At 60.1% G+C, this 26,366-nt stretch carries 26 protein-coding genes and 1 tRNA gene; 20 read left to right on the top strand and 7 right to left on the bottom strand.

The genetic code is table 11. From position 1 onward, the window contains the following. Positions 1 to 587: 587 nt before the first annotated feature. Positions 588 to 821, top strand: coding sequence for a hypothetical protein (locus tag PQG80_RS19355; protein ID WP_271753109.1), 234 nt, complete (start codon positions 588 to 590; stop codon positions 819 to 821). Between the two features lie 44 nt (positions 822 to 865). Here PQG80_RS19355 and PQG80_RS19350 read toward each other — a convergent pair whose 3' ends face one another. Then, a complete protein-coding gene (locus PQG80_RS19350) occupies positions 866 to 1,543 on the bottom strand; it encodes a DUF6022 family protein (RefSeq protein ID WP_271753107.1) in 678 nt (225 codons plus the stop codon). Positions 1,544 to 1,640: 97 nt separating this feature from the next. Here PQG80_RS19350 and PQG80_RS19345 point away from each other — a divergent pair, with 97 nt between their 5' ends. The 12 genes from PQG80_RS19345 (at position 1,641) to PQG80_RS19290 (ending at position 12,172) form a co-directional block, all read left to right on the top strand. Then, a complete protein-coding gene (locus tag PQG80_RS19345) occupies positions 1,641 to 2,381 on the top strand; it encodes a TetR/AcrR family transcriptional regulator C-terminal domain-containing protein (protein WP_271753105.1) in 741 nt (246 codons plus the stop codon). 137 nt (positions 2,382 to 2,518) lie between these two features. Next, entirely contained in the window at positions 2,519 to 3,976 is a 1,458-nt protein-coding gene (guaB, locus tag PQG80_RS19340; RefSeq protein WP_271753103.1) for an IMP dehydrogenase, read from the top strand. Positions 3,977 to 4,127: 151 nt separating this feature from the next. Beyond that, positions 4,128 to 5,471 carry a D-alanyl-D-alanine carboxypeptidase family protein gene (locus PQG80_RS19335; RefSeq protein ID WP_432432772.1) on the top strand — a complete coding sequence of 448 codons (1,344 nt, stop codon included), beginning with the start codon at positions 4,128 to 4,130 and terminating at the stop codon, positions 5,469 to 5,471. 87 nt (positions 5,472 to 5,558) lie between these two features. Further along, on the top strand, positions 5,559 to 6,440 hold the full coding sequence (pdxS, locus tag PQG80_RS19330; protein WP_271753101.1) for a pyridoxal 5'-phosphate synthase lyase subunit PdxS: 882 nt from the start codon (positions 5,559 to 5,561) through the stop codon (positions 6,438 to 6,440). 154 nt (positions 6,441 to 6,594) lie between these two features. Beyond that, the gene (gene pdxT / locus PQG80_RS19325) at positions 6,595 to 7,182 is read left to right on the top strand and encodes a pyridoxal 5'-phosphate synthase glutaminase subunit PdxT (RefSeq protein ID WP_271753099.1); all 588 of its coding nucleotides are present in this window, start codon (positions 6,595 to 6,597) and stop codon (positions 7,180 to 7,182) included. Positions 7,183 to 7,276: 94 nt separating this feature from the next. After that, on the top strand, positions 7,277 to 8,563 hold the full coding sequence (serS, locus tag PQG80_RS19320; protein WP_271753098.1) for a serine--tRNA ligase: 1,287 nt from the start codon (positions 7,277 to 7,279) through the stop codon (positions 8,561 to 8,563). A gap of 79 nt (positions 8,564 to 8,642) precedes the next feature. Further along, a tRNA-Ser gene (locus PQG80_RS19315) sits at positions 8,643 to 8,731 on the top strand. 323 nt (positions 8,732 to 9,054) lie between these two features. Further along, positions 9,055 to 9,402 carry a hypothetical protein gene (locus tag PQG80_RS19310; RefSeq protein WP_271753097.1) on the top strand — a complete coding sequence of 116 codons (348 nt, stop codon included), beginning with the start codon at positions 9,055 to 9,057 and terminating at the stop codon, positions 9,400 to 9,402. Positions 9,403 to 9,413: 11 nt separating this feature from the next. Beyond that, the gene (locus tag PQG80_RS19305) at positions 9,414 to 9,596 is read left to right on the top strand and encodes a hypothetical protein (RefSeq protein WP_271753130.1); all 183 of its coding nucleotides are present in this window, start codon (positions 9,414 to 9,416) and stop codon (positions 9,594 to 9,596) included. A gap of 19 nt (positions 9,597 to 9,615) precedes the next feature. Next, the gene (locus tag PQG80_RS19300) at positions 9,616 to 9,771 is read left to right on the top strand and encodes a small acid-soluble spore protein P (RefSeq protein ID WP_271753096.1); all 156 of its coding nucleotides are present in this window, start codon (positions 9,616 to 9,618) and stop codon (positions 9,769 to 9,771) included. A 244-nt stretch (positions 9,772 to 10,015) separates the two neighbouring features. After that, positions 10,016 to 10,960, top strand: a complete 945-nt coding sequence (locus PQG80_RS19295) for a YitT family protein (RefSeq protein WP_271753094.1) — start codon at positions 10,016 to 10,018, stop codon at positions 10,958 to 10,960. Positions 10,961 to 11,095: 135 nt separating this feature from the next. After that, complete coding sequence (locus PQG80_RS19290) at positions 11,096 to 12,172, top strand: hypothetical protein (RefSeq protein ID WP_271753092.1); 1,077 nt, start codon at positions 11,096 to 11,098, stop codon at positions 12,170 to 12,172. Between the two features lie 188 nt (positions 12,173 to 12,360). Here the strand turns inward: PQG80_RS19290 and PQG80_RS19285 are convergent, their stop codons facing one another. From PQG80_RS19285 to PQG80_RS19265, 5 genes are all read right to left on the bottom strand, one after another. Beyond that, a complete protein-coding gene (locus PQG80_RS19285; RefSeq protein ID WP_271753091.1) occupies positions 12,361 to 13,245 on the bottom strand; it encodes a carbohydrate ABC transporter permease in 885 nt (294 codons plus the stop codon). Positions 13,246 to 13,291: 46 nt separating this feature from the next. Beyond that, positions 13,292 to 14,161 carry a carbohydrate ABC transporter permease gene (locus PQG80_RS19280; RefSeq protein ID WP_271753090.1) on the bottom strand — a complete coding sequence of 290 codons (870 nt, stop codon included), beginning with the start codon at positions 14,159 to 14,161 and terminating at the stop codon, positions 13,292 to 13,294. Between the two features lie 146 nt (positions 14,162 to 14,307). Then, the gene (locus PQG80_RS19275) at positions 14,308 to 15,627 is read right to left on the bottom strand and encodes an extracellular solute-binding protein (RefSeq protein WP_432432777.1); all 1,320 of its coding nucleotides are present in this window, start codon (positions 15,625 to 15,627) and stop codon (positions 14,308 to 14,310) included. 199 nt (positions 15,628 to 15,826) lie between these two features. Beyond that, positions 15,827 to 17,389, bottom strand: a complete 1,563-nt coding sequence (locus PQG80_RS19270; protein ID WP_271753087.1) for a response regulator — start codon at positions 17,387 to 17,389, stop codon at positions 15,827 to 15,829. After that, positions 17,386 to 19,167, bottom strand: coding sequence for a cache domain-containing sensor histidine kinase (locus tag PQG80_RS19265; RefSeq protein WP_271753085.1), 1,782 nt, complete (start codon positions 19,165 to 19,167; stop codon positions 17,386 to 17,388). The genes PQG80_RS19270 and PQG80_RS19265 overlap by 4 nt, the downstream gene beginning before the upstream one ends. Before the next feature lie 126 nt (positions 19,168 to 19,293). On the opposite strand from PQG80_RS19265, the gene PQG80_RS19260 reads away from it, so the two are divergent. From PQG80_RS19260 to PQG80_RS19235, 6 genes are all read left to right on the top strand, one after another. Continuing rightward, a complete protein-coding gene (locus PQG80_RS19260; protein WP_271753083.1) occupies positions 19,294 to 20,454 on the top strand; it encodes an amidohydrolase/deacetylase family metallohydrolase in 1,161 nt (386 codons plus the stop codon). Beyond that, complete coding sequence (locus PQG80_RS19255; protein WP_271753082.1) at positions 20,420 to 21,523, top strand: DgaE family pyridoxal phosphate-dependent ammonia lyase; 1,104 nt, start codon at positions 20,420 to 20,422, stop codon at positions 21,521 to 21,523. Before PQG80_RS19260 ends, PQG80_RS19255 begins: the two co-directional genes overlap by 35 nt. Position 21,524: 1 nt before the next feature. Then, on the top strand, positions 21,525 to 22,286 hold the full coding sequence (dagF, locus tag PQG80_RS19250; RefSeq protein ID WP_271753081.1) for a 2-dehydro-3-deoxy-phosphogluconate aldolase: 762 nt from the start codon (positions 21,525 to 21,527) through the stop codon (positions 22,284 to 22,286). Then, positions 22,279 to 23,295: a sugar kinase gene (locus PQG80_RS19245; protein ID WP_271753128.1), complete on the top strand. Its 1,017-nt coding sequence runs from the start codon at positions 22,279 to 22,281 to the stop codon at positions 23,293 to 23,295. The genes dagF and PQG80_RS19245 overlap by 8 nt, the downstream gene beginning before the upstream one ends. Positions 23,296 to 23,338: 43 nt before the next feature. Next, positions 23,339 to 24,019: a GntR family transcriptional regulator gene (locus tag PQG80_RS19240; protein ID WP_271753080.1), complete on the top strand. Its 681-nt coding sequence runs from the start codon at positions 23,339 to 23,341 to the stop codon at positions 24,017 to 24,019. A 169-nt stretch (positions 24,020 to 24,188) separates the two neighbouring features. Beyond that, positions 24,189 to 24,674 carry a quercetin 2,3-dioxygenase gene (locus PQG80_RS19235; protein WP_271753078.1) on the top strand — a complete coding sequence of 162 codons (486 nt, stop codon included), beginning with the start codon at positions 24,189 to 24,191 and terminating at the stop codon, positions 24,672 to 24,674. 61 nt (positions 24,675 to 24,735) lie between these two features. Here PQG80_RS19235 and PQG80_RS19230 read toward each other — a convergent pair whose 3' ends face one another. Beyond that, a complete protein-coding gene (locus PQG80_RS19230; protein ID WP_271753076.1) occupies positions 24,736 to 25,284 on the bottom strand; it encodes a TetR/AcrR family transcriptional regulator in 549 nt (182 codons plus the stop codon). A 140-nt stretch (positions 25,285 to 25,424) separates the two neighbouring features. On the opposite strand from PQG80_RS19230, the gene PQG80_RS19225 reads away from it, so the two are divergent. Beyond that, positions 25,425 to 26,273, top strand: coding sequence for an alpha/beta fold hydrolase (locus tag PQG80_RS19225; RefSeq protein WP_271753126.1), 849 nt, complete (start codon positions 25,425 to 25,427; stop codon positions 26,271 to 26,273). Positions 26,274 to 26,366: the final 93 nt, after the last annotated feature.

Below are 26,366 nucleotides of genomic sequence, written 5' to 3'. Positions count from 1 at the left end.
CCGGGAGAGTAGGACGCCGCCAGGCCGATAAGCAGCACAAGAGAACCACCTTCTTCGGAGGGTGGTTCTTTTTGTTGTGTGCGGAAGATGGATGAGGTTCGGAAATTGTTACGGATGTTGCGAGTCAGTCGTTAACTTATGCTGCAAACAATCGATGACGGCCTAAAAGCATGCTGAGTGGCGAGTCTTGTGTGAGGTCACGGACACAGGAGCCGCTATTGGGCCAAGGCCGGCTATTATGCTAAGTTTGTGGACCGGAGAGACGCTATGGATCGCATAAAACGGCGAAAATGGCCTCGATATCCGCAAATAACGGATCGTGGGTCCGTGAGTGAACGATAACAGGATGCATGTGCGGAGATAACGGAACTAGGGTCCGTATGATGGACGACCAGAGACGCCGATGGACCACCCAACGCGAGACCGAGGGCTAAAGATAAGAAGATAATGGCTGGCTGGCGATTACGATTTCAAAAATAATCCTCAACATTCAGAAATCCTTAAGCCGGATTTAATATACAGTTCAAATAACCGGGGTAATATGTTGGTATAAACTAATCAAACGATCTCGGAAGGCGGATAGGTATATGTCAAAAATCATTGCGGCAAGTACGTTGGCGCTGGCCATTAGTATCGGTGGAGCATTCTGGGGCAATGGGGCGCAGGCATCGACGTCGAGCGCTAAGTGGCAGACGGAGCAATGGATGTGGAGCATGGCGGCATTAGCCGATCAGAGCGGTACGCAGGAAACAGAGGACGGTCCAAGCGATAATGGGGCGGGAACCGCCTCTGCGGGTGCGGCGAGCGATAGCGGCGAGTAACTTGGACCAGCCGCTCTGATGTACCGCACGGATAATGCCTTTCTTTACTGCTCAAGTACAGGCCTTTTAAAGAAGGCAATGATCTTACCTTCGGTCGGCACCGCATTGATCAGCTCCCAACCATGCCTTCCCCAGTGGCCAAGCTGTTCGTCCACAAGCCAATTCGACAGCAAGCCCTCATCGTTGGGTGCTAGACAGTCGCCGACGGATACGTCGGTAGCGTATTCCCAGCGTATCGCATGAGCGCCTGTAGATGGTGCAGCCGGCAACCGCTCCGCAGGCAGATCCCAGCGCACGCGATTGGAGGCATGGGATAGGGCACGAATGATGTCGGACCGCTTGGTAACCTCCAGCGCGAATAGCCTCGGTGCACGCGGGATATGAAAAGCAGCATGCGAATGATAGACTTGCAGAACCAGCGTAGATATAGGCAGTCCCTCCTGATCCTTTACCACGTACCAAGCGCATCGTTCCCGTTCTTCCGGCGGTCCCCAGTTTTCCATCGAGTCGCGAAGATTGAAGCCTCCGTTCACCTGGTATCCCTCTTCAGTAAGGCGTTCAAAAACAGGAGCCATGAACTTCACGATCCACGCGCCATATGCCCGATCGCCGAATTCATTGAATATACGGCGTAGTTCGCGCTCCTCTTGCGACCAGATCCCTCTCCAACTAACGGCTAATATTTGATTGATTGACTGAAGTAATTTTTTATCCAAGGTCATAGCCCCCCTCCATCTATTTAACACTAATAAATTACAATTTAACGATGTTATATTAATTCATTATGTTATAATTGTCAAAACAAATCGGAGGTCGAAGATGGCAAGAAGGCGAGTCCGGCCTGCTGCAGGGGAATCGGGAGAAGAGAGACAGGAACAGCTGCATACGCCGCTTGACCGGCCGCGGATCGAGAACGTCGTGCTGCAGTTATTGCGGGAGACCGGTCTGGAGCGCCTGAGCATGCGCAAAATCGCCGATACGCTCGGCGTAAAGGCGCCGGCGCTGTATTATCATGTGAAGGACAAGGAGCAATTGCTTCATTGGCTGGCCGAGCGGATTAGCGCCGATATCGCTTATCCGGACGAGGGGCGGCCGTGGCGCGAACAGATTCGGCGATGGGCGGAGGGGTTTCGTCAGGCGCTACGGCGTTACCCCGATGCGGTATCCATCATGAATGCGACCTTCGCGGCCAGTCCCGGCCGCCTCGCTCAGATCGAATATTTATTCGGTACGTTGACCAAGGCCGGCTTCGCGGATCGCCAGACGCCATGGCTGGCTTCGATTCTCAAGAGCTACATTTACGGGTTTGTGGAGGAAGAGAGCCGCTTGACCTCGCAAGCCAAGGAAGCCGCCCTGAGTCCGAGCGAGCACGGACATCGCCAGCGCGAACGGTTCGAAGCGCTCTCCGAGGAGCGGTATCCGAATATGGTTAGACTAGCCGTGCACACGACCGCCGTCGACTGGGACGCCGAGTTCGGCTTTGGCCTGGACGTGCTGCTGGATGGCTTCGAAGCCCGCCTTGACGGCGCATCGAAGGAACCTCAATCGCGTGACAATTAATGGCGAGCCGAGACGCGCGGATCGCCGGATGAACGGCGCCGCGGCATCCTTGACAGCCCCTAGAGCCTCTGCTAAGATTGCCTATAATTCAATTCGGCTAATCTATAATTTTGCATTTCCAAAGGAGGAAATTGTTCGTGTGGCAAAATAAATTCGCCAAGGAAGGCTTGACGTTCGACGACGTCCTGCTCATCCCTCGCAAGTCGTCGATTCTGCCGAGGGACGTCAGCGTACAGACAACGCTCAGCCCTTCGGTGAAGCTGAATATTCCGTTGATCAGCGCCGGGATGGATACGGTCACGGAATCGGCTCTGGCGATCGCCATCGCCCGCGAAGGCGGCATCGGCATCATTCATAAGAACATGTCCGTCGCGCAGCAGGCAGAGGAAGTGGACCGCGTGAAGCGCTCGGAGAGCGGGGTCATCACCAACCCGTTCTCGCTGACGCCGGACCATCACGTATACGACGCAGAGGAACTGATGGGCAAGTACCGGATCTCGGGCGTACCGATCACGGACGGCGATGGCAAGCTGGTCGGTATCCTGACGAACCGCGATCTGCGCTTCGTGCACGACTACTCCATCAAGATCAAAGAAGTGATGACCAGCGAGAAACTCGTCACCGCTCCTGTCGGCACAACGCTACAGCAAGCCGAGCTGCTGCTGCAGCAGCACAAGATCGAGAAGCTGCCGCTCGTCGACGACACCAATACGCTTAAGGGCCTCATCACCATCAAGGATATCGAGAAGGCGATTCAGTTCCCGAACGCGGCCAAGGACAAGCAAGGCCGCCTGCTCGCGGGCGCTGCCGTAGGCGTCTCCAAGGATACGTTCGAACGCGCCGACGCGCTGGTCAAGTCGGGCGTAGACGTGCTCGTCGTCGATTCGGCGCATGGCCATCACATCGACATCGTCACCATGGTCCGCAAGCTCCGCGAGCGGTTCCCTGAACTGACGATCGTGGCCGGCAACGTAGCGACCGGCGAAGCGACGCGCGACCTGATCGAGGCCGGCGCGTCCGTGGTCAAGGTCGGCATCGGGCCGGGCTCCATCTGCACGACGCGCGTCATCGCGGGCATCGGCGTGCCGCAGATTACGGCCATCTACGACTGCGCGACCGTCGCACGCGAGTACAACATTCCGATCATCGCGGACGGCGGCATCAAGTATTCGGGCGAGATCACCAAGGCCATCGCGGCGGGCGCGAGCGCGGTCATGCTCGGCAGCCTGTTCGCGGGTACAGAGGAGAGCCCGGGCGAGTCGGAGATCTACCAAGGCCGCCGGTACAAGTCTTACCGGGGCATGGGCTCTATCGGCGCGATGAAGGAAGGGTCCAAGGACCGTTACTTCCAGGAGGACGACTCCAAGCTCGTGCCCGAGGGCATCGAGGGCCGCCTGCCGTACAAGGGTCCCCTGCGCGATACGCTGCACCAGCTGCTCGGCGGACTGCGCTCCGGCATGGGCTACTGCGGCACGGCGACGCTGGACGAGCTGAAGAACGACACCGAGTTCGTCCGGATCACGGGCGCCGGGCTTCGGGAGAGCCACCCGCACGACGTGCAGATCACGAAGGAAGCGCCGAACTACTCCCTCTAATGAACACGGCGCTTGCTTAAGACATCGGAGCCGCAGGGCGATTCTAACATCGCCTTGCGGCTTTTTCCTTGGGATGCGGTATGTTACAATAACAGACGGAGTTCACGGCCTCGTCCGACTCATACTAAGCTAGGCAAAAAGGAGAGTCCGCGTGTTGAATCAAGCTAATATTCGTTATGCCAAGCAATCCCGCGCTGTCATGTTCAAGCTTCTAGCCATTCTACTTCTAGCCGCCTTGCTGCAAGCGATGTTGCTGCCGCGCTCCTCAGCCGCGACGAACGATATCAGCGGCCTTCAATTAGACGTGAAGTCCGCTTACCTGATGGATGCGGATACCGGGCAAGTGCTGTACCAGAATAATGCGGACACCGCGCTGCCGCCTGCCAGCATGACCAAGATGATGACCGAGTATCTCGTGTTCAAGGCGATCCAGGACGGCAAGATCTCCTGGGAACAAGAGATTACGATCCAGGAAAACGCAGCCAAGCAGATCGGCAGCCGGGTATTCCTGGCCGTCGGCGACAAGCATACGGTCCGGGAGCTGTACATCGCGATGGCGGTGGGTTCCGCCAACGACGCGACGACGCAGCTTGCCGAGACGGTCGGCGGGTCCGAGGAAGCGTTCGCCAAGCTCATGAACGAGACGGCGAAGCAGCTCGGGATGAAGGATTCGCATTTCATCAACTCGACCGGTCTCGACCGCGCGGATATGCCGGAAGCGTACCGTCCGACCTCGATCGAGGGCGAGACGGTGATGTCCGCGCACGACTCCGCGCTGCTGGCCTATCATATATTGAAGGATTATCCCGAGTTTCTCGAATACTCCAAGATGCAGTCCTACAAGTTCCGCGAGCGCGACGAGACGCCGATGATCAACTGGGATTGGATGCTGGAATCGAACAAGAACGTTCAGAATTTTAAAAAATTCGCCTATCCCGGCGTCGACGGTCTGAAAACGGGCCATACTTCCAATGCGGGCAACTGCTTCACCGGCACTTCGCTCCAGAACGGCACGCGGCTGATCGCGGTCGTCATGGGCGTCCCGGGCAACTCGAACGACGGCAAGCGGTTCCTCGAGACGGCCAAGCTGTTCGACTACGGCTTCGGCAGCTTCGAGAAGAAGACGCTCGTGCAGCCGAAGACCGCGATCGCCGAGCACGAGACGCTGAAGGTCAAGAAGGGCGGCAAGAAATCCGTGCAGGTCGTCACCGGCCAGGACGTCACCGTCATGCTGCCGAAGACGAGCAAGGTCGAACCGCAGCTCAAGGAAGTCGTGCCGACGAGCGAACCGCTGGTCGCGCCGCTGAAGCAAGGGGATAAGGTGGGCAAAGCCACCTACACATACAAGGATCCCGTAACGCAAGAAGACAAGTCGGTCACCGTCGATCTGGTCGCGACGGAGGACGTGAACAAGGCGGGCTGGTTCAAGCTGATGCTGCGGGCGATCGGCGCCTTCTTCAGCGGCCTGTTCAAGGGAATCGTCAACCTGTTCTGATCGGCAGGAATTCCGAGCGCACGTGTTGTCTATCCTTGGCCGTTCCTGTAAAATAAATGCTTAGAATGTATTGGAGGCGTGGGTAAAATGGAGACAGGCACATCGAGAGTTAAGCGCGGCATGGCCGAGATGCAAAAGGGCGGCGTCATCATGGACGTCATGAACGCCGAGCAGGCAAAAGTCGCCGAGGCGGCCGGCGCGACTGCGGTCATGGCGCTCGAGCGCGTACCGTCGGATATCCGGGCGGCCGGCGGCGTAGCCCGCATGGCGGACCCGACGATCGTCGAGGAAGTCATGAAGGTCGTCAGCATCCCGGTCATGGCGAAGGCGCGGATCGGCCACTACGTCGAAGCCAAGGTGCTGGAGTCGCTCGGCGTCGATTATATCGACGAGAGCGAAGTACTGACGCCGGCGGACGACGTATTCCATATCAGCAAGGGCGACTTCACGGTGCCGTTCGTATGCGGCGCCAAGGACCTGGGCGAAGCGCTGCGCCGCATTCAAGAGGGCGCGTCCATGCTCCGCACCAAGGGCGAGCCGGGCACGGGCAACATCGTCGAGGCCGTACGCCATATGCGCCTTATCACGGGTCAGATCCGCAAGGTTCAAAACCTGGCGAAGGACGAGCTGTACCACGAAGCCAAGACGCTGGGCGTACCTTACGAGCTGCTGCTGGGCGTACATGAGACGGGTCGTCTCCCGGTCGTCAACTTCGCCGCCGGCGGCATCGCGACGCCTTCGGATGCAGCGCTCATGATGCACCTGGGCTCCGACGGCGTGTTCGTCGGCTCCGGCATCTTCAAGTCCGACAGCCCCGAGAAGTTCGCCCGCGCGATCGTCGAAGCGACGACGCACTACGAGGACTACGAGCTGATCGCCCGCGTCTCCAAGAACCTCGGCACCCCGATGAAGGGGATCGAGATCTCCAAGCTGGAGCTGTCCCAGCGCATGCAGGATCGCGGCATCTAATCGCCGATCGCCGCCGGTAAGGGCGGCTGTCGTCCGCGGCCTCGGATTCACCGGCAACCGCAGATTCGGGCGGCCTCGCCCCGGCATTCCCGCCGGCCGCGAGGCCGCCCCGATTGGTTTTACGAAGGCTATAGAGAAGGAAGGTCGAACATCGATGAAAATCGGAGTATTGGCGCTGCAAGGCGCGGTGGCGGAGCATATCCGCAGCATCGAGCTCGCGGGCGGAGAAGGCGTCGCGATCAAGCGCACGGAGCAGCTCGAGGAGATCGGCGGGCTCATCATCCCGGGCGGCGAGAGCACGACCATCGGCAAGCTGATGCGCAAATACGGCTTCATCGATGCGGTACGCGGATTCGCCGCGGCAGGCAAACCGGTATTCGGCACATGCGCCGGCCTGATCGTGCTGGCGGAGCGGTTGGCCGGGGACGAGGAGCCGCACCTGCAGCTGATGGACATGACGGTCGCGCGCAACGCGTTCGGCCGGCAGCGCGAGAGCTTCGAGACCGACCTGCCCGTCAAGGGCATCGAGACGCCGCTGCGCGCCGTGTTCATCCGCGCGCCGCTCATCTCGGAGGTCGGCCCCGACGTCGAGGTTCTGTCCGTCTACAAGGACGAGATCGTCACCGCGAGGCAGGGGCATCTGCTCGCCGCCTCCTACCATCCCGAGCTGACGGACGACTATCGTCTGCACGGCTTGTTCCTCGATATGGCGCGCGAGGCGGCCGGTGAAGGACAATCATAATCACGAAGGTCACCAACCTATAGAACGCAAGCTATAGCGCACGAACCACACCGACGCACATTACCCTTCGCAGGGTCAGGAGGTCCACCTACCAATGATCGATATTAAGCTGCTTCGCACCGACTACGGCAAAGTCGCGGACGCGCTGAGGAAGCGGGGCGCATCCGAGGAACTCATCGCGGGCTTCCCCGCGATCGACGCGAGACGCCGCGAGCTGCAGACGGAGAGCGATAACCTCAAGAACCGGCGCAACGTCGTCTCCCAGGAAGTCGCGAAGCTGAAGAAAAGCGGCGGCGACGCCGACGGCCTGATCGCAGAGATGAAGGATGTTGGCGACCGCATCAAGCAGATCGACGAGGAGCTGCGGGGTCTCGAAGCCGAGTCCGACGCGCTGCTGCTCGCGGTGCCCAACATCCCGAACGAGAGCGTGCCGGTCGGCGCGAGCGAGGCGGACAACGTCGAGGTCCGCCGCGTCGGCGAGCAGACGAGCCTCGGCTTTGAGCCGAAGGCGCACTGGGAGATCGCCGAGGGCCTCGGCATCCTCGACTTCGAGTCTGCGGCGAAGGTGACGGGTTCGCGCTTCGTATTCTACAAGGGCCTCGGCGCTCGCCTCGAACGCGCGCTCATCAACCTTATGATGGACCTGCACGCGGACCAGCACGGCTATGAGGAGATTCTGCCGCCGTATATCGTGAACCGCGACAGCCTCGTCGGAACGGGCCAGCTGCCCAAGTTCGAGGAAGACCTGTTCAAGCTGGCCGGCACGGAGTATTATCTGATCCCGACGGCCGAAGTGCCGGTCACCAACCTCCACCGCGATGAGATTCTGGCGAAGGACCAGCTCCCGCGCAAGCTCGTGGCGTTCAGCGCCTGCTTCCGCTCCGAAGCCGGCGCCGCCGGACGCGATACGCGCGGCTTGATTCGCCAGCACCAGTTCAACAAGGTCGAGCTCGTCCAGCTCGTCGACCCGCTGACGTCCTACGACGCGCTAGAGTCGCTAACCGGCGAAGCCGAGCGCGTACTGCAGCTGCTTGGCCTGCCGTACCGCGTGCTCGCGCTGTGTACGGGCGATATGGGTTTTGCGTCGGCCAAGACGTACGATCTTGAAGTGTGGCTGCCGAGCATGTCGACGTACCGCGAGATCTCGTCCTGCACGAACTTCGAGGACTTTCAGGCCCGCCGCGCAGGCATTCGCTTCCGTCGCGAGACCGGCGCGAAGCCGGAATACGTGCATACGCTGAACGGATCGGGCCTCGCGCTCGGCCGCACGGTCGCCGCGATCCTCGAGAACTATCAGCAGGCAGACGGCACGGTCGTCGTGCCGGCAGCGCTGCGCCCGTACATGGGCGGTCTCGAGGTCATCGCGCCGCGCAGGGGTTGATCGGGCTCTCCAGCCTATGATATGATTACGGAGCGGGTTGGCCGACCTCACGCGAGGAGTCCAATGCCGCTCTACTCATGGAGAGATACCGAAGCGGTCATAACGGGGCGGTCTTGAAAACCGTTAGGGTGCAAGCCCACGTGGGTTCGAATCCCACTCTCTCCGCCACAAGTAAAAAAACAGGGCCGATTCCCGAATGGGAATCGGTTTTTTGCTTGTGGCGATGTGGGATTCGAACGGGCCGTTAAGCGAACATGCCCGAGAGGCATGTTCGTAGGCCCCGGCGTGATAGTCGCCAAGCCGCGGCTTCACCGAAAGGTCTGTCCACGGCTTGCGGCGTAGCGAATCCCACTCTCTCCGCCATTATTCATACGATATCAGCCGGTTCGCACAGGATGCGGGCCGGCTTTTTGATTTTTCGGCGAGCGCGTACGCTTCCGTATGAACTGAGCCGTCCAGGGCCAATCTAACGGAGCGGAGGTGCATGAGCCATGTCAACTGAAGATAAACTGACGCTTCCTCAATCCGAGCTGGTACAGAGGTGGCAGAACGAGCTGCAGCAGCACCTGCACGGCGGCGACCAGGCCGAGGTGCGCGCCGACGATTCGAACCCGGACGGGCTGCTCATTCAGATCCGCAGCGCCGGGCGGCAGAACCTTGAATTCGACTTTTCGGTCCGGTACGTGGACAGCCGCGAGATCGAGATCGGTCTCTCGGACGTCGAGCGGGACGGCCATGCCGTCGACGAGCGTAGCGACGTCTTGCAGGAGCTCATCGTCGACTACCGCAGACATCTGCACGAATGCGCGCAGACGCTGCAGCCATACACGCACGCTTAGGGGTGAACCAAGTGTCCAATGACAACGGGATGGCGGATAAGAACCTGAGTAATGTCGTAGAAGACCTTGCCGAGGAAAAAGTAAACGCGCATCATGCCCAGCAGCTCAATCAGCAGCATAACGACCGCAGGCATCAGGACTCGCTCAATCACGACCAGCCGGTCAACGACAAGACGCTAAAGCATCACGACTAAAGAGCGGAGGAAGAATCGCATGAGCAAGCCCAAATCGGAGCCCGTGCCGGAGGCCAATCCTCAAGAGGGGCGAGACCGGCGCAGCCAGGGACACCGCGGCGGTCAGGAACCGTTGTCGGGTTCCAAAAAGGTGAAAAACCGCAATCATGTGAGCCACAATAATCCGGAGGGTTAACGGGACCTAAAGCGACCATGCGCGGGGAGCAAGAATGAGTGACAATATCCCTGTGCGGGGTCGTGGCGGCTCCTGACCCGAACATTCAGCGATTTAGGCCGTCCCTGGGCGGCCTGAATCGCTTATTTGCGTCGAATATGGCCGATTTCGCTGAAAAACGCCCCTTTTTCTTAATACTGTGTCTTTTCTCCGCATACTTTAAACTGGTATAATAGAAACAGAAACTGTCCAGCAGGAGGTGCTTATGACCAGTTCGAAGAAGAAGTTCAATTCTAAGTCCCCCGAAGCGCAGGCCCCGACGGCTCGCGCAGCCGCAAGTGCCAAGAAAGTCCAGCATACCGGCCTCCCGTTCCTCGAGGTCGCCAAGCGCGTCATCGCGATCATCGTAGGCGCTGTGCTCGTAGGCGCTGCGCTAGAAGTATTTCTGGTGCCGAACTCCATCATCGACGGCGGCATCACCGGCATCTCCATCATGGTCGCTTACCTTACCAAGTGGCCCATCGGCATTTTCCTTTTCCTGTTCAACATTCCGTTTCTCATCATCGGCTACAAGCAGATCGGCAAGACATTCGCGCTGTCCACCCTGCTGGGCGTCGTCACACTCGCCATTACGACCCAGGCGCTGCATCACGTAGATTCATTCACGGATCAGACGCTCCTGGCCGCCATTTTCGGAGGCATCTTCCTGGGCGTCGGCGTCGGCATCGTCATCCGCTTCGGCGGCACCACGGACGGTACGGAGATCGTCGCAATCCTGCTTAGCAAGCGCAGTCCCTTTTCCGTAGGCCAAATGGTCATGTTCATCAACGTATTCATTCTAGGAAGCGCAGGTCTCGTATTCGGGTGGGACAACGCCATGTTCTCCCTGATTGCCTATTACATAGCGTTCAAAGTCATCGATCTGACGATCGAAGGCTTCGACGAATCGAAGTCCGTATGGATCATCAGCGACAACTATCGAGATATCGGCGAAGCGATCGTCAGCCGGCTCGGCCGAGGCGTTACTTATCTGAACGGCGAAGGCGGCTATTCGGGCAACGCCAAGCAGGTCATCTTCTGCGTCATCACCCGTCTGGAAGAGGCCAAGCTGAAGCTGATCGTCAACGAGCTCGACCCCGTCGCCTTCCTGGCGGTCGGTAACATCCACGACGTCAAGGGCGGACGTTTCCGCAAAAAAGACATTCACTAACGCCATTTTGCCGGAAGTCGCTTAACCTACTCTTTAGCATAAAAAAGCTTCCATCTTGGTCCTCAATGGACTAAAATGGAGGCTGCTTCTATTTTTAGAAATTTGCATCCAGAATTTGAAGGGGGATTAATTGATTTGTTTAAGCAAAAAAAGGCATTGGCTGCCATCGCCGCGCTGCTCGTATTGTTCCTGCTCGCCGGCTGTACCGGCTCCAAATCGCCTGAAGAGACGCTCCAGGACGCCTTGAAGAAATCATCCCAAATTACGTCCTACAGCATGAACGGGAGCCTTCAGCTCTCCGATCTGAAGCTGCCCGAATCCGCCGAGGACGATCAATATACGAGCATGGTCGGCGGCATCCTCGGCAATGTCGAGCTGTCATGGACCGGCGGTTACCGCAAGGATCCGATGCTCGCCGAGATTAACCTGCAGGTCGCCATCAAGGGCGATCTGGCGATGACGGTCAGCGTGCCGATCATCATGAACGAACAGAAATTGTGGGTCAAGGTGCCGAATATCCCGATGCTCGGTCTGCCCGCCGAGATCGTAGGCAAGTATATCGAGGTGGATCTCAAGGAGCTTGCCGCGCAGCAGGGCGGCGATATCCAATCGCTCGATATCGGCACGACCCAGAAGCTTGTGAACGATATATCGGCCATCGTATTCAAGCACGTCGACGAAGACACTTACTTAAAGGATGTCGCGGTCAAGGACGCAGGCGTCGTCTCCGAGAACCTCAAGAAGGTCGTGCAGATGCACGTAACCAAGGATCAAGTCGAGCCGCTCATCCAGACGGTCGTGAACGATATCGCGCCAGAGATCATCGATCTCCTCTCGAAGAACGAGGAGTACCGCAAGCTGCTGAAGATCGAGCAGTCCGACCTGGACGAAGCGAAGAAGAGCCTCGCCGAATCCAAGGACAGCGATATCTCCAAGGATCTGGAGGAGTTCAAGAAAAGCGTGCAGACGCTCGATATCCTCTCGAACATCGGCATCGACGACAAAGGCTACGCGAGCTATAGCGACGCCAAGGTCGCGTTCGCCGGCACCGACGCGGGCCAGTCCGCCAGCGGCACGGTCAAGATCGTGCAGGAGCTGACCGACATCAACGGCGACGTGCAGCTGTCGGGAGAGCCCAAGGCCGAAGACGTGCTGACCGACGAGCAGTTGAGCCAGCTGGGTCTGCCGGGACTCGGCGGCAGCGGTCTGTGATCGAACGCGTAACCTTCCAATAAGCTAGAATAAAGAGGCGGCCGTCAGGGCCGCCTTTTTTATGTGCGCTCCAGGCAACTTTTGTGCATCGGCGCCATACGGGAGCGGAGCCCAATCCTCCAGACACCGAGCCCAATCCTCCGTACTCCGAGTTCCCGTTCACAATAAAAAGAGGGCTTTCGCCCTCCTTACCCTTTCACGGATCCCGCTACCATGCCCTTCATGATCTGCTCCTGGAAGATCAGATAGATGACGATCGTCGGGATGACCGCGATCGACATGGCGGCTGTGGTGAGGCTGTAGTCGGTGCCATAGCCGTCGGAGAACACCGACAGGCTGAGCGGCAGCGTCTTGAGCGCCTGATTGTTGATGAAGACGAGCGCGAAGGCAAAGTCGTTCCAGAACCGGAGGAACCCCAGAATGAAGATCGTGGCCATGGCGGGAACGGCCAGCGGCGCGACCACCCGGAAGAACGTACCCCAGTACCCGTTGCCGTCGATCATCGAGGCCTCCTCGAGATCCTTGGGCACGGAAGTCAGATACGCCCCGACCACGAAGATGGCGACGGGCAGCTCGAACGCCGCGTACGGCAGGATCAGCGACGCGTACGTGTCGAGGATGCCGATCTTGTTCATCATGATGAACAGCGGCACGAGCGTGCTGTGGATCGGGATGAGCATGCCGACGACGAACAGCGACATGACGAGCCCCTTAAAGCGGAAGTTTAACCGGGAAACGACGTAAGCCGTCAGCGTGCCGAGAAACAGCGTGAGCACGATGGCGCTCAAGGTGACGATGATCGAATTGACGAAGGCGGGGCCGATGCCGGCGATCTCCCATGCCCGCTTGTAGTTGTCGAAGTGCCACGCCGACGGCAGCGCGAACGGCTTGCCGAAGAACTCCTGGTTCGTCTTGAACGAGCTGATGAACAGCCACAGGAGCGGGTACAGCGTGAGCAGCGCGTAGACCAGCAGCAGGACATTGGAGAGCCATGCCCATCTCGGCTTGAACGATCGGGAGAGAGAGGAGCGGCCCGCGTCTGTGGCCAAGCCGCCGTCCGTTGTCGTATTCATTGCAGTCCTCTCTTTCTGAAGGCATAGATTCGGCAGCCCGGGAGTTTTACTTGCGCCTCATCAGCAGCTGGCTGCCGAGCACCAGGATCATGCTGATCAGGATGATCAATGTGGAAACCGCGGAGCCGTAGCCGTAGCGGAAAACTTCGAAGGTGTTGTTGTACATGTAAGTCGCGAGCAGCTCCGTCGATTGGGCCGGACCCCCGCCCGTCATGATGTAGATCAGATCGAAGGCCTTCAGGCTGCCGGAGATGCACAGTACGATGGCGACCTTGATCGTATCCCAGATCATCGGCACGACGATCTTGTAGAGCCACTTGGACTTGACGGCGCCGTCGAGCTTGGCTGCGTCCTCGATCTCGGAGGAGATGTTCTGAATGGCGGCGATGAAGAGCACGAGATACGGTCCGACGTTCGCCCAGATCACCGGGACGCTGACGGCATACATGTTGATGCCCGGATCGCCGAGCCAGTCGCGGATCCAGGAACCCAGGCCGACCCCGTCCAGGATAAAGTTCAGGATGCCAATCTGCGGGTGGTAGATGTAGCCCCAGATCATGCCGATCACGACGCTGGCGACGACCATGGGCATGAACACGGCGGAACGGACGAAGCGCTGGAAAAAGGTGCTCTTGCGCAGGATCAAAGACAAGACGAGCGCGATCGGCAGCTGGCCGAAAATGGAGGCGGCGACGATGATGAGATTGTTCTTGAACGCCTTCCAGAAGATCGGGTCCCCGAGCGCCTCCGCGTAATTGTCGAATCCGATGAATTTAGAAGCCCCGATGCCTTTCCAATCGAAAAAGCCGTAGTAGGCCGACCAGACGATCGGCACCAGCACGAATACCGCATAAATAATCAGGGTAGGCAGCAAGCCTACTGCAATAAAGGCTCTGAGACGGCCAGCGTTCGTCATGACCGGCCTCCTTTCGTTAAAACGCTAATGCATAGACGTAAGGTTGGGCAGAGGGATGCCCGATACCCGGGTTAGGCGGACGCGCCGCCACGGCGTGAATGCCGGGAGACGCGTCCGCAGTCCGCGCGAGTATAAAGCGATGCCGATTATTTGCCCAGGGCTTGGGCTTGCGTATCCTGCAGCTTCTTGGCGACGGTCTCCGGCTTGCCGCTCAGCAGCAGGTCCTGGAGGCCGTTGTTGATCGCGTCGGCTGCAGCCGACGTCAGGTAGGCGTCGTATACCGGCGTCAACTTAACCGACTTGAACAGGGTGAACGCCTTGTAGAACAGCGGCGTCACGACGGCCTGATCCGGCTCGACCTTGTAGTTGACGACGGAGTTGCTGTTGACGATCGCCTGCATGCCTTCGGGTCCGCCGACCGTGTAGATCAGCTCCAGCGCGGCGTCCAGCTTGGCGCCCGTGACGGTCTTGCTCAGCGCCATGCCGCCGCCCGAGCCGCCGGAGATGGAGTTCGGATCGCCCTTGCCGCCCGGGACGGACGGGAGGACGGTGACTTCCACCTGATCGAGCTGCTCCGGCGTGCCCGTGGCGGCCATGTTCGTCAGCGCCCAGGAGCCGTCGATCATCATCGCCGCCTTGCCTTCGACGAAGTACTGCTCCATCTGCGTGTTGTCCAGGCTGTTCGCGCCCGTCTGGAACGCCTTTGCTTCGGACAGGTCCTTGAACAGCTGCAGCGCCTGTACGAACTCGGGATCGGTGAACGAGGCGCCGTCCTGACTCGCGGCCTTCAGGAACCAGTCGGTGCCCGTCACGCGGTCCGCCAGGGACGAGAGGATGCTGGACTGCGCCAGCCAGGCCGCCTTGTTGCCGAGCGAGATCGGCGTGATCTTGTTGTCGTTAAACATCTTGACCGCCGTCATCAGCTCGTCCCAAGTCGTCGGCACCTTCACCTGGTACTTGTCGAACAGCGACTTGTTGTAGAAGAACAGGGAGGTCGCGGATCCGCTGAGCGGCGTCGCGTATACTTGGCCGTCGAACGAGAGGCGGTCGAGCGCGCCCTCCATGAAGTTGTTTTTCCACTCGGGGTACTTGTCGAGCAGCGGCGTGATCGGCTGGATCAGCCCGCCGTCGTAGAACTCCTGGATCGACGTGCCGGATTGGGTGAAAAACACGTCAGGCATCTCGCCTGCGGCCGCCACCGTCTTGAGGCGCTGGCGGTAGCCGTCCGGGGGGATCGCCTGCGCGTCCAGCTCGATCTCCGGATGCGCCGCCTTGAACTTGTCGATCTGAGCGCGTACGGCTTGGGCTCTCAGGTCGTCGCCCGAGAAGTTATGCCAGATGGACAGCTTGATCTTCTCGCCGGATGCGGGGGCGCTGGCCGAACCGGATGCTGCCGGCGCGCTCGCGGCGCCGGAAGACGCACCGCCATTGTTGTTGGATGCGTTGTCTCCGCATGCCGCGAGCATCGTGGCTGCGGCGAGCGTCAGGGCGGTCAAGGCTACAGGCTTCTTTTTCAAATGAACCCCTCCTATGTGAATGTAAATTTAGTATAGGTGCCAGGAACGACCGGCCGTAGGGGAGAACTTCCGGGGTTAGGGTAGACGATATTCAGGCGATAAATCCGTTTTCATTTTATTGTTCGGTTTTAAGGGATGTTTGTGTTAGCTAAACTGACATTTGACGATATTCGGACGGTGTGCAGCCCATCACCTTTTTAAACTGCTGGCTGAAATACTTGATGTCCTCGTATCCGGCCTCGCCGGCCACCTCGCTGATCTTCATGCGCGTCGTCAGCAGGATGTTGGCGGCCCGCTGCATGCGCTCCCGCGTGACGAACTCCGTGTAGCTCTGTCCCGTCTCCTTCTTGAACATCTCGCTGAAGTGGTTCGGATTGACGTGGACGAATCCAGCGACCTGCTGCAAGGTTAGATGCCGGTCCAGATGAAGCCGGATGTAGGCGATCGCCCGATGAATGTAGGCATAGCGTCCTGCGCTGACCCGGTCGTGGAAGGCGTTCAGGACGGACAGGAGCAGCTTGAACAGCTCGTCCTCGAGCCGGACGCCGGGCTGTAGCGCGATGACCGGCGCCGAGGCGGAAGCCTCCGCGCCTTTGTCGCGCGCCCGGTCCAGCCAACGGTGGGCGGCGATGACGATCGACTGCAGGTACGCCTGGAGCGTCGCCGGCGTCGCCTGCGGATCGGCCAGCTGCTCTCCCACGATGCCGCTCGTCCAGTTCCGCAGCTGCGTAGCGTCGCTGTTCATGAGCAGCGAGGAGAGCTCGTTCTCCTCCTTGGCGGAGCAGACCGTGCGTCCCCCCTTGCGCGAGAGGACTTCCTTCGCTTCGATCAGCCCCCGGTCCCCGAGCATCGGACGGTAGGCGAAGGCTTGCTCCGCTTCCTCGTACGAACGGCCGAGCGCCGTGAAGGACGGGGCCGGCTCCCCGGCCGCGGCGAAGATATCGCACTTGAGCGCTTCGCGGACGCGGGAGACGGCGGTCGCCAGCCGGCTCGTATCGGACCAGCCTTCGCCGGCCCGCAGGACCGCGACGATCCGGTCGTGCTTGCGCAGCGTGACGCAGGGCAGCAGCTCGAGCAGCCGGCTCTCGGCCGCGCCCAGCATAAGACCCGCGAAGCGGTCGTCGTCCCAGCCCGAGGCGCCGACGAGCAGGACGCGCATCGGCAGCAGACCGCCGTCCGGCCCGGCCTTGGCTACGCCGGCTTCCTCCAGCCATTTGCGCGCGGCATCGGCCCCGCCGCCCGCCGGGTGCTTTTTGCCCCCCGCCGCCAGCAGCTCCTCGAGCCCCTGATTGCGCAGCGCGGCGCCCTGGACCGCCTCCTGCTTCATCGTCTCCCACTTGGCGAGCAGGTTCTGCTTCGCCTTCATGGCAGCCATCATGATCTCCTCCGGCCCGCTCGTCTTGAGCAGATAATCGGTGACGCCCTCGCGGAGCGCCTGACGGGCGTAGCCGAAGTCGTCGTAGCCGGTCAGGATCACGATCTCCGTGTCGGGCCGCAGGGACTTGATCTCCTTGGCCAGCTCGATGCCGTCCATGCCGGGCATGCGGATGTCGGTCAGCACGATGTCGGGCTGCTCGTCCGCGAGTCGCTCCAGCGCCTCCTCCGCGGATTCCGCCGGGGGCAGGAGCGTCATGCCGAGCGCCTCCCAGTCGATGACCGTGCACAGTCCGTTCCGGATGATCACTTCGTCGTCTACGATCAGAATTTTCATGAGCCAACCTCCTCGATCGGAATCGGAATCTGAAAGGAAATACGCGTACGGATGCCGGGATCGCTGTCAATGCGCAGTCCCGCCACGCCGCCGTAGTGCAGTTGGAGCCGGCGATGCACGCTGCGCAGGCCGTAGCCGGACTTGCCGGCCGCGGCGCGGTCCTCCTCGGGATCGTCCGGAGCGGCGAGATCGCGCCGCAGCTTCAGCAGCTTGTCCGCGTCCATGCCGAGACCCGTATCCTCCACGACGAACGTCATCGCGCCGTCCCGGCATTCGCCGAAGACGAACAGGCTCCCCTTTTTCTTCTGCTTCTGGAGGCCGTGCATGATGCTGTTCTCGATGAGCGGCTGCAGGAGCAGCTTGAGCATCGGACGGCTGTGAAGCGCGGGATCGATGAAGAACGCCGAATCGAACTTGTCCTGGAACCGCCTCGACATGATGCGAATGTAGTTCTGGGCATGAGAGACTTCCTGCTGCACGGTGCAGAACTCCTTGCCGTCGTTCAGGCTGAACCGAAGGAAGTCGCTGAGCGCCCCGACCATCTCGGCCGTCTGACGATCCTTGTTCATGAGCGCGTTCCACTGGATGGAGGACAGCGTATTGTACAAAAAGTGCGGGTGAATCTGCGCCTGAAGCGCCTGGATATCGACTTCTTTCTTTTTGGCCTCATGCTCCTGAAGCTGGCTCTTGAGCCGCTGGATGCGGTCGCCCAGCTTGTTGTAGCTGTGCAGCAGCATGCCGATCTCGTCCGAGCTCTTGACCTCGATGCGCGTGACCGGCTCGTCGGGATTGATGTCCTTGAGCTTCTTGGAGATCTTGGCCAGCGGGCGCGTCACCCACGTGATGAAGTAAAGCACGAGCACGACCGCGAGCAGCGCGGCCAGACCGATGGCGTAGGCGGTCAGCGTGAGCACGTATTTGTTCTGGGCGGTGTAGATCTTCGTCGGGATGACGCCGACCAGCTTCCATTCGAGACCGGGCAGCGTATAGTACAGCAGCGTATTGCTCTCGCGTCCATCGGAGACGTTCATGACGCCTTCGGGGCCGGTAAGCCGGGCGACGTCGGGCAGAGGCGGGCGGCTCTCGGTTGCCTCGTCATCCGCGGCCGGCGACGCGACGATCCGATTGTCCCGGTTGATCAGCCAGATCTGTCCGCCGGCATTCCAGCCGGCATCCTGCAGCATGCGTCGCACCTCGGAGATGTCGATGCTGATCGCGAGCTCGCCGATGCGCTTGAACTTGCTCATGTCGCGGATCGGACGCACGAGGGAGAACACCTCGGCGACGCCGTCGTCCGTCGTCCGGTTCTCGTAGGGCGGCGTCCACCATTTCACGTCGGGGTCATGGGACCGGGGGGCGGCGGTCTGCAGTTCGGGCAGTCCGGAATGCACCACCGTCGTATTGGACAAGGCGGGATGCCCGCGCGTCGAAGTGATCGTAATATTGGAAATGTACGTCTTGGAGGAGGCCAGGTTCATGAGAAACGCGACGTTCTGCGAATAGAGCGCGTAATCGGCGTCTCCGCGATCGAGGTACGTCTGGATGTCCTTCTGGCCGATGATGAACACGGACATCGTCTCGGCGTCCCGGATCAGAAAGTCCAGCTTGTCCGACACTTGGCGGAGCGTGTTCATACCGGACTCTTTCTCGATCTTTTCCGTCAGGTTGGAGGCGATCCGGTAGGATACGACGCCGGTAGCGAGGAGCGGGGCGATCACGGCTACGAGAATCAGCAGGGACAGCTTGCTCTTGAGCGATTGCTTGAACCATAGGGTCATGCGCGGGTCCCCTCTCGATGACAACAAACATTATAACGATATATTGTTTTTCCGCTATTATATGCTATCTTAATGTTATAGGTTAAGGCAATCATCGTGATTCTACAATAAGCAGGTGATGGGAAATTGAGCAATCGCTACTTGCTCCGCAGCTTGAAGCTGCTGGACGGGCGCCCGGCGGACATCGAGGTCGCGGAGGGGCGGATCGTCCGGATTGCCGTGGACGGCGAGGCGGACGGAGAGCCCGTGCACGCGGCGGGGCCAGGCAAGACGGCAGCCGACGCAGACATCGTCACGTACGATTGCGGCGGCGCCTATGTCTCTAGCGGCTGGATCGATCTGCACGTTCACGCATTTCCCGCGTTCGACCCGTACGGGGACGAGATCGACGAGATTGGCGTCAAACAAGGCGTCGCGACGATCGTAGACGCGGGGAGCTGCGGAGCGGACCGGATCGGGGAATTGGCGGAGAACGGCGCGCGCGCGCGGACGAACCTGCTGGCCTTTCTGAATATCTCCCGGATCGGGCTGAGCCGGATCGACGAGCTGTCGGAGCTCGCTTGGATCGACCGCGAACGGGCGGTCCGGGCCGTGGCCGAATACCCCGACCTGATCGTCGGGCTGAAGGCGCGCATCAGCCGCAGCGTCGTGGGCGACAGCGGCATCGAGCCGCTGCGCATCGCCCGCGGGCTGTCCGGCGAGACCGGCAGGCCCCTGATGGTCCATATCGGCTCCGCGCCGCCGGCCATCGAGGAGGTCCTGGCGCTCCTGCGCGAAGGGGATATCGTCACGCACTACCTGAACGGCAAGCCCAACAACCTGTTCGACGCCGAGGGCCGGCCGATCTCCGCTCTGCTGGATGCGCTGGCGCGCGGCGTGCGGCTGGACGTCGGTCACGGCAGCGCGAGCTTCTCGTTCCGCGTGGCCGAGGCGGCGAAGCGGCACGGCATCGGGCTGCATACGATCAGCTCGGACATTTACCGCGGCAACCGGCTGCAGGGACCGGTATTTAGCCTGGCGAACGTCATGAGCAAGTTCCTGCATCTGGGCTATCCCCTCCACGAAGTCGTCGGAGCCGTCACGACCGGCGCGGCGCAGTGGCTGAAGCGGCCCGAGCTGGGACGGATCCAGGCGGGAGACCTGGCGCATCTGACGCTGTTCGAAGTTCGCGAAGAACCGGCGCCCCTCGTCGATTCCGAAGGGGTCGTACGGGAGGCACACCAACGAATCGTACCGAGAGGAGTCGTGGCGAATGGCCAATTCATGGAATGCGAAGTACGGGCTTAAACGCGTCATCAACGCGAGCGGGAGGATGAGCATCCTCGGCGTATCCGCCCCGACGGACACCGTCATGGAAGCGATGAAGCAAGGCGGGCAGCGGTACGTGGAGATCGCGGACCTCGTCGACAAGGCGGGAGACCGTATCGCCGGCATTCTCGGCTCGGAGGCGGCCGTCGTGGTCAACTCCGCGTCGAGCGGCATCGCGCTGTCCGTGGCGGCGATCGTCACGCAGGGCAACCGGCGCCTGAGCGAGCGGCTGCACCAGGAGCCGATCGCGAGGAACGAGATCGTCATGCTGAAGGGACACAACGTCCAATACGGCGCGCCCGTAGAGACGATGGTGTACCTAGGCGGCGGTAAGGTCGTCGAAGCGGGCTACGCCAACGAAGGCAAGGCCGAGCATATCGAGGACGCGATCGGCGAGCGGACGGCGGCCATTCTATACGTGAAGTCCCACCATGCCGTCCAGAAAAACATGATCTCCGTTCATGAAGCCTGGGAGGTCGCGCAGCGTCGCGGGGTGCCGCTTATCGTAGACGCCGCCGCCGAAGAGGACATCCGCAAGTACGTGAAGTGCTCGGACCTGGCGATCTACAGCGGCTCCAAGGCGATCGAAGGCCCGACCTCCGGCATCGTCGGCGGCAAGCGGATCTATATCGAATGGCTGAAGGTCCAGCTGCACGGCATCGGACGGAGCATGAAGGTCGGTAAGGAGACGACGTTCGGCTTGCTCCAGGCGCTGGACGAATATATGGTGAAGGAAGATACGAGCGGGCGGGAAAAAGAAACGCTGCAGGCGCTCGCGCCGCTGAACGATCTGGCGGGCGTGCAGGTGTCGGTCGTCCAGGACGAAGCGGGCCGCGAGATCTATCGGGCGCGCGTCCGGATCGACCCTGCGGCGGCCGGCACGACGGCCGCGGGTCTCGCGAAGGCGCTGCAGGAAGGCGACATCGCGATCTACACCCGAGATTACGGCGTCAGACAAGGTTACTTCGATATCGATCCGCGCCCGCTTCAGGGCGACGACATTCAGATCATCGCGTCCCGTATACGCGAGCTGGCAGGAGGACAATGAGATGACGAACGGCGTGACGAAGAGACTGTACAAAGGCAGGGCGGCGCTGAACGTACTGGCAAATAGCGTAGAAAACGCGAGGGAAGTCTTCGAGGCGGCGGAGGGACATGTGCTGGTAGGCGTGCTGTCGAAGGATTATCCCACCGTCCCGGCCGCGGTCGAGGCCATGAAGGAATATGGCCGCGCGATCGACGACGCGGTATCGATCGGCCTGGGCGCCGGCGACAATCGGCAGGCCGCGATCGTCGCGCGGATCGCCAGGCATTATCCAGGCAACCATATCAATCAGGTATTTCCGGCCGTCGGCGCGACGCGCGCGAACCTGGACGGACAGGACAGCTGGATCAACAGCCTCGTCTCCCCGACGGGCCGTCCCGGCTATGTCGACGTGTCGACGGGGCCGGTCAGCGCCGCCTCCTCCGAGCACGCGATCGTGCCGGTCCGCGCGGCGATCTCGCTCGTGCGGGATATGGGAGGCAACGCGCTGAAGTATTTTCCGATGAACGGGCTGAGCCGCCAGGACGAGTACATGGCCGTCGTGGAGGCTTGCGCCGCGGAGGGCTTCGCGCTCGAACCGACGGGCGGCATCGATCTGGACAACTTCGAGCCGATCCTGCGCATGGCGCTCGAAGCCGGCGTGCCGCAGGTCATCCCGCACGTCTACTCGTCGATCGTTGACAAGGCGACGGGCAAGACGAAGACCGACGACGTGCGCCGTCTGCTGGCGACGATGAAGGAGCTGGTCGATCGGTATGATGCCTAAGAAAATCGCCGCCTTTGGCGAAGTGATGATGCGCCTTCAGGTGCCGGGCCACGAGCTGCTGACGCAGGCGGACACGTTGAAGTATTCCTTTTCCGGCACCGGGGTCAACGTGGTCTCCGCGCTGGCGCGGTTCGGGCACGCCGGGTACCTCGTCACCACGCTGCCCGCCAACCCGCTCGGCGACGCCGCGGTCGCCCACCTGCGGAGGCTTGGCGTATCTACGGACTTCATCCGGCGGGACGGGAAGTACGTCGGCCTCTACTTCCTCGAGAACGGCTTCGGCCCCAGGGCAAGCCGCGTCACCTATGCGAACCGGCTGGAGAGCAGCTTCAACACCGCGCCGGCCGGCGCTTACGACTGGGAGGCGGTCGCGGAAGGGCTGGACGCGGTTCACTTCTGCGGCATTACGCTCGCCATGAACGACGCGGTACGCGGCCATATGGCCGAGCTCGCGCGCGCGGTCAAGCGCAAGGGCGGTCTCGTCGTCTTCGACTGCAATTACCGTCCGTCGCTCTGGGGAGAAGATGGGTACGCGAAGGCGAAGCCGCACTATATCGCGATGCTGAATCTCGCGGACGTGGCGCTGATGAACGAGAAGGACGCCATGCACATCCTCGGGATGATGACGGACAGGTCCATCCGCCGCGAGCAGCTGGTCGAGCTGATCCCGGCCGTCGCCGACAGCTACGAGCTGGCCGCGATCGCCGGCACCCACCGCGCGATCCTCGGAGACGGGACCCACGCGCTGCAAGGCTTTCTATACAAAGACCGGCAATTTTCTTTTTCCCAAACCCTGACGTTCCCCGTCTATGATAGAATTGGAGCAGGCGACGCGTATGCGAGCGGCATCGTGCACGGGGAGCTCACGGGCATGCAGCCCGGGCGAACCGTCGAATTCGCGGCAGCCGCGGCGATGCTGGCGCATACGGTGCAGGGCGACACGCCGATGTCGTCGGAGGCGGACATCGTCCGTGCCCTGACGGAGGCGGCAGGCGACATAGAAAGGTAGAGATCGACCCGTGAATCTATCCCGCAACAAGCGGCCGTTATATATGCAGATCAAGAACATACTGAAGGATCGGATTCTGCACGGGCAGTATCCCCTCGACACGAACATTCCTCCCGAGCCGCGGCTCGAGGAGGAGTTCGGCGTCAGCAAGATCACGATCCGAGGCGCCATCAAGGAGCTGGTCCAGGAGGGCTACCTGGAGCCGAGCAGCGGCAGGGGAACGCGGGTCGTCCGCAACACCAAGGCGGTCAAGCGTTCTACGCGCAAGAGCTTCACGGAGCTGCTCGTGGAGGAAGGCCATGCGATGCGAAAAAAGCTGCTTAGCGCCGCGATCGCACGGCACGAGCCGGAGACTGAGCAGCGCCGGCTGCACGGAGAAGCGGGCATCAAGGTCGAGCGGCTCTATCTGCTGGACGAGGCGCCCTATATTCACTACGCGCATTACCTGCCGGCGAGGCTGGAGAAGGCAGACCTGTCCGCGCTCGCCGAGCAGTCGCTCTATGGCTTCCTGGAGGAGAGCGGCATCGTGCTGGCCAGCTTCCGCGATGCGTTCGCGGTGTCGGCCGCGCCTTCGGACGTCGCCTCGCATCTGCGCCTGACGCCCGGCGCGCCGGTGCTCAAGCGGCTGCGTTACGCCTATGACGAGGCGGGGGCCGTTGTCGAGTACAGCGAAGGCTATTACAATACGGCGCTGCAGCATTATGTGGTGAATTACGAAGCATGAGAAATCAAGCCCATGCAGTTACTGTTTTTCCTGTGTTAGGAGAGTTGACACGTTAGGGGGATGTAGCTATAATCAGAGGCGTTGCTGAATAACTTACTATCTGGTAAGTAAGTTTTCTCGCGTGCGTAACGTACGTCCCACTTTCACACCAAGAAGGAGCCTACAGAAGATGAGTATTCAAAGCAAAGCAGGCATGATGCATCGGTCTATCAACAAAGAAAATACGTACCAATTTCTTACCGACGTCAACTCCATATTGGTGAGCGGGGAAGATACGAACGGAGAATTTTGCGTCGTGCATTGCGCCGTCAAGAAAGACGATGGACCTCCGCTTCATTTGCACGAGCAAGAAGACGAATCCTTCTATATTCTGGAGGGGGAAGTCGAGATGACGATCGGCGAGAAGGTCATCGTGGCGAAGGCCGCCGAATACGTATTCGCGCCACGCGGTATTCCGCATACCTTCAAGGTCAAATCGGACAAAGCCAAGTTTCTGGTGACGGCCTACCCTGCCGGATTCGATTCATTTGTGAAGGAACTGGGGGTTCCCTACGAGGAAGGCATGGAGGATCGTGTAGGGCCGCCCACTCCCGAGGGCTTGCAGAGACTGCTGGAGGTTGCCCAAAAATATCATATTTCGTTTCCCGGGTTGTAATTTTACCATCTGATTAGTAAGTTCGCGAGAGCATATCGCAAACACGATGCTTACACCCCTGCTAATTCTTTAAGAGACGAGTCAGTCCATACAAAATATCGGGAAAAAAGTCCGCTTGCATGCCGCGATTGTAAAGGCGGGTGCCCTTCATGGCGGCCAAGATCGTGATCGCCAATGCGCGCACGTTAACGGAAGGATCGGTTATTCCCTCGGATACGATGTCGGCGACGATCGACAGCTCGAGCTCGTTGATCTCCTTCAGCTTCTGTCTCATCGACTCCGGCAGCACTTCATAGTCGGATTGCAGGGAAGAGATCGGACAAAGATCATATTCCGCAAAATGGCTGGATCGGTCGACGCGGTATTGATGCAGTTTTTCCTCGACCGACTTCGACGACTGCCGCAGCTCGGACTTGAGGCTGAGCAGCTCATGGTATAGCTGATTCAATACGGCAAGACCGAGATCTTCCTTTTTCTCGAAATGGTAGTGAATGCTCGCTTTGGTGACGCCAAAATGCTTGGAGATCTCGTCATAAGTGAAGCTCGAATACCCTTTTTTGCGAATAAGCGCGGCCGCCAAGTTGATAATTTGCGTTCTCCTGTTTTCCATGCAGTAATTATTACGCATAGGCAAACAAGAGTCAAGGACTCTCTTAACATGGATTTAACAAATCTAATCGACGAACGAAAAGAGGGATTCGCTTGACTGAAGCTCATGTTCAACCTTCGGTTGCAGCCGCTTCGCCGGTTATGCACGAGGTCTTAATAGACGGCGTCCGGCAAGTGTATCATGTTGCGGGAGAAGGCCCGGTCTGTCTGGTGCATGCGGGAGGGCCCGGCTTCCACTGGGGTTATATGCGGATGCCTTTACTAGAGCAATCTATGACCGTTGTCTACCTGGAGCCGGTAGGCACAGGGAACTCCGATCCCTTGCCGGACGGAGAATATAATATGTCGAAGTACGCCTACTTCGCGCATGAAGTGGCCGAGCACATCGGCGCGCGGCAGCCGTTTTTCCTGGGGCACTCGCACGGCGGCTTCGTAGGCCTTCAATATGCGCTCGATTATCCGGGCGAACTCGGAGGTCTGGTCCTCTACAGCTCGGCGCCGTGCATGAATCAGGATCTGGGCATGGAGCAGGTTCGGCAGCTCGAGATCTTCACGCAGCGGTGGCCGGACCGTCCAGAAGCGGAGGATGCGAAGCAGGCATGGATGGATCTCAATATGGGCAAAGCACGGGACAGAGATGCGGTCCTTCAAGTTTTGGAGCGCTTGATGCCTGCGTTCTTCGGCAACTATTGGAACCTTCCGGCAGGATTCGACGCGTGGCAGGCCGGGCTGGACTTCTCCGTCGATCCGAATCGGAGGCCCTATGCGTGGGATGTCCGCGATGTCTTAGGCGCCATACATGTCCCGACGCTGATCCTCGCCGGCGAATACGACTTTAACTGCGGCATGCGCTGGGCCCTGGAGATGAATGAGAAAATACCGGCTTCGCGTCTCGTGTCGTTCGAACAGGGCGGGCATATGAACCATGTGGAGACGCCCGAGGCGTTTGCGGCGGCAGTGACAGAGTTTGTGTCGCAAATCTCTAAGTAAGAGCTGAGTTATGCTTAAGCCCGCGGCGATCCGCGGGCTTTTTGGCGCGCATTTCATGGCCGATTACGGGGTATGACACGGTTCCATATTTGT

The sequence above is a fragment of the Cohnella rhizoplanae genome, from assembly GCF_948329515.1.
Taxonomy (GTDB): Bacteria; Bacillota; Bacilli; order Paenibacillales; family Paenibacillaceae; genus Cohnella; species Cohnella rhizoplanae.
The sequence above is the reverse complement of the archived record's forward strand: the minus strand, read 5'-3'. Positions and strand labels throughout refer to the sequence as shown.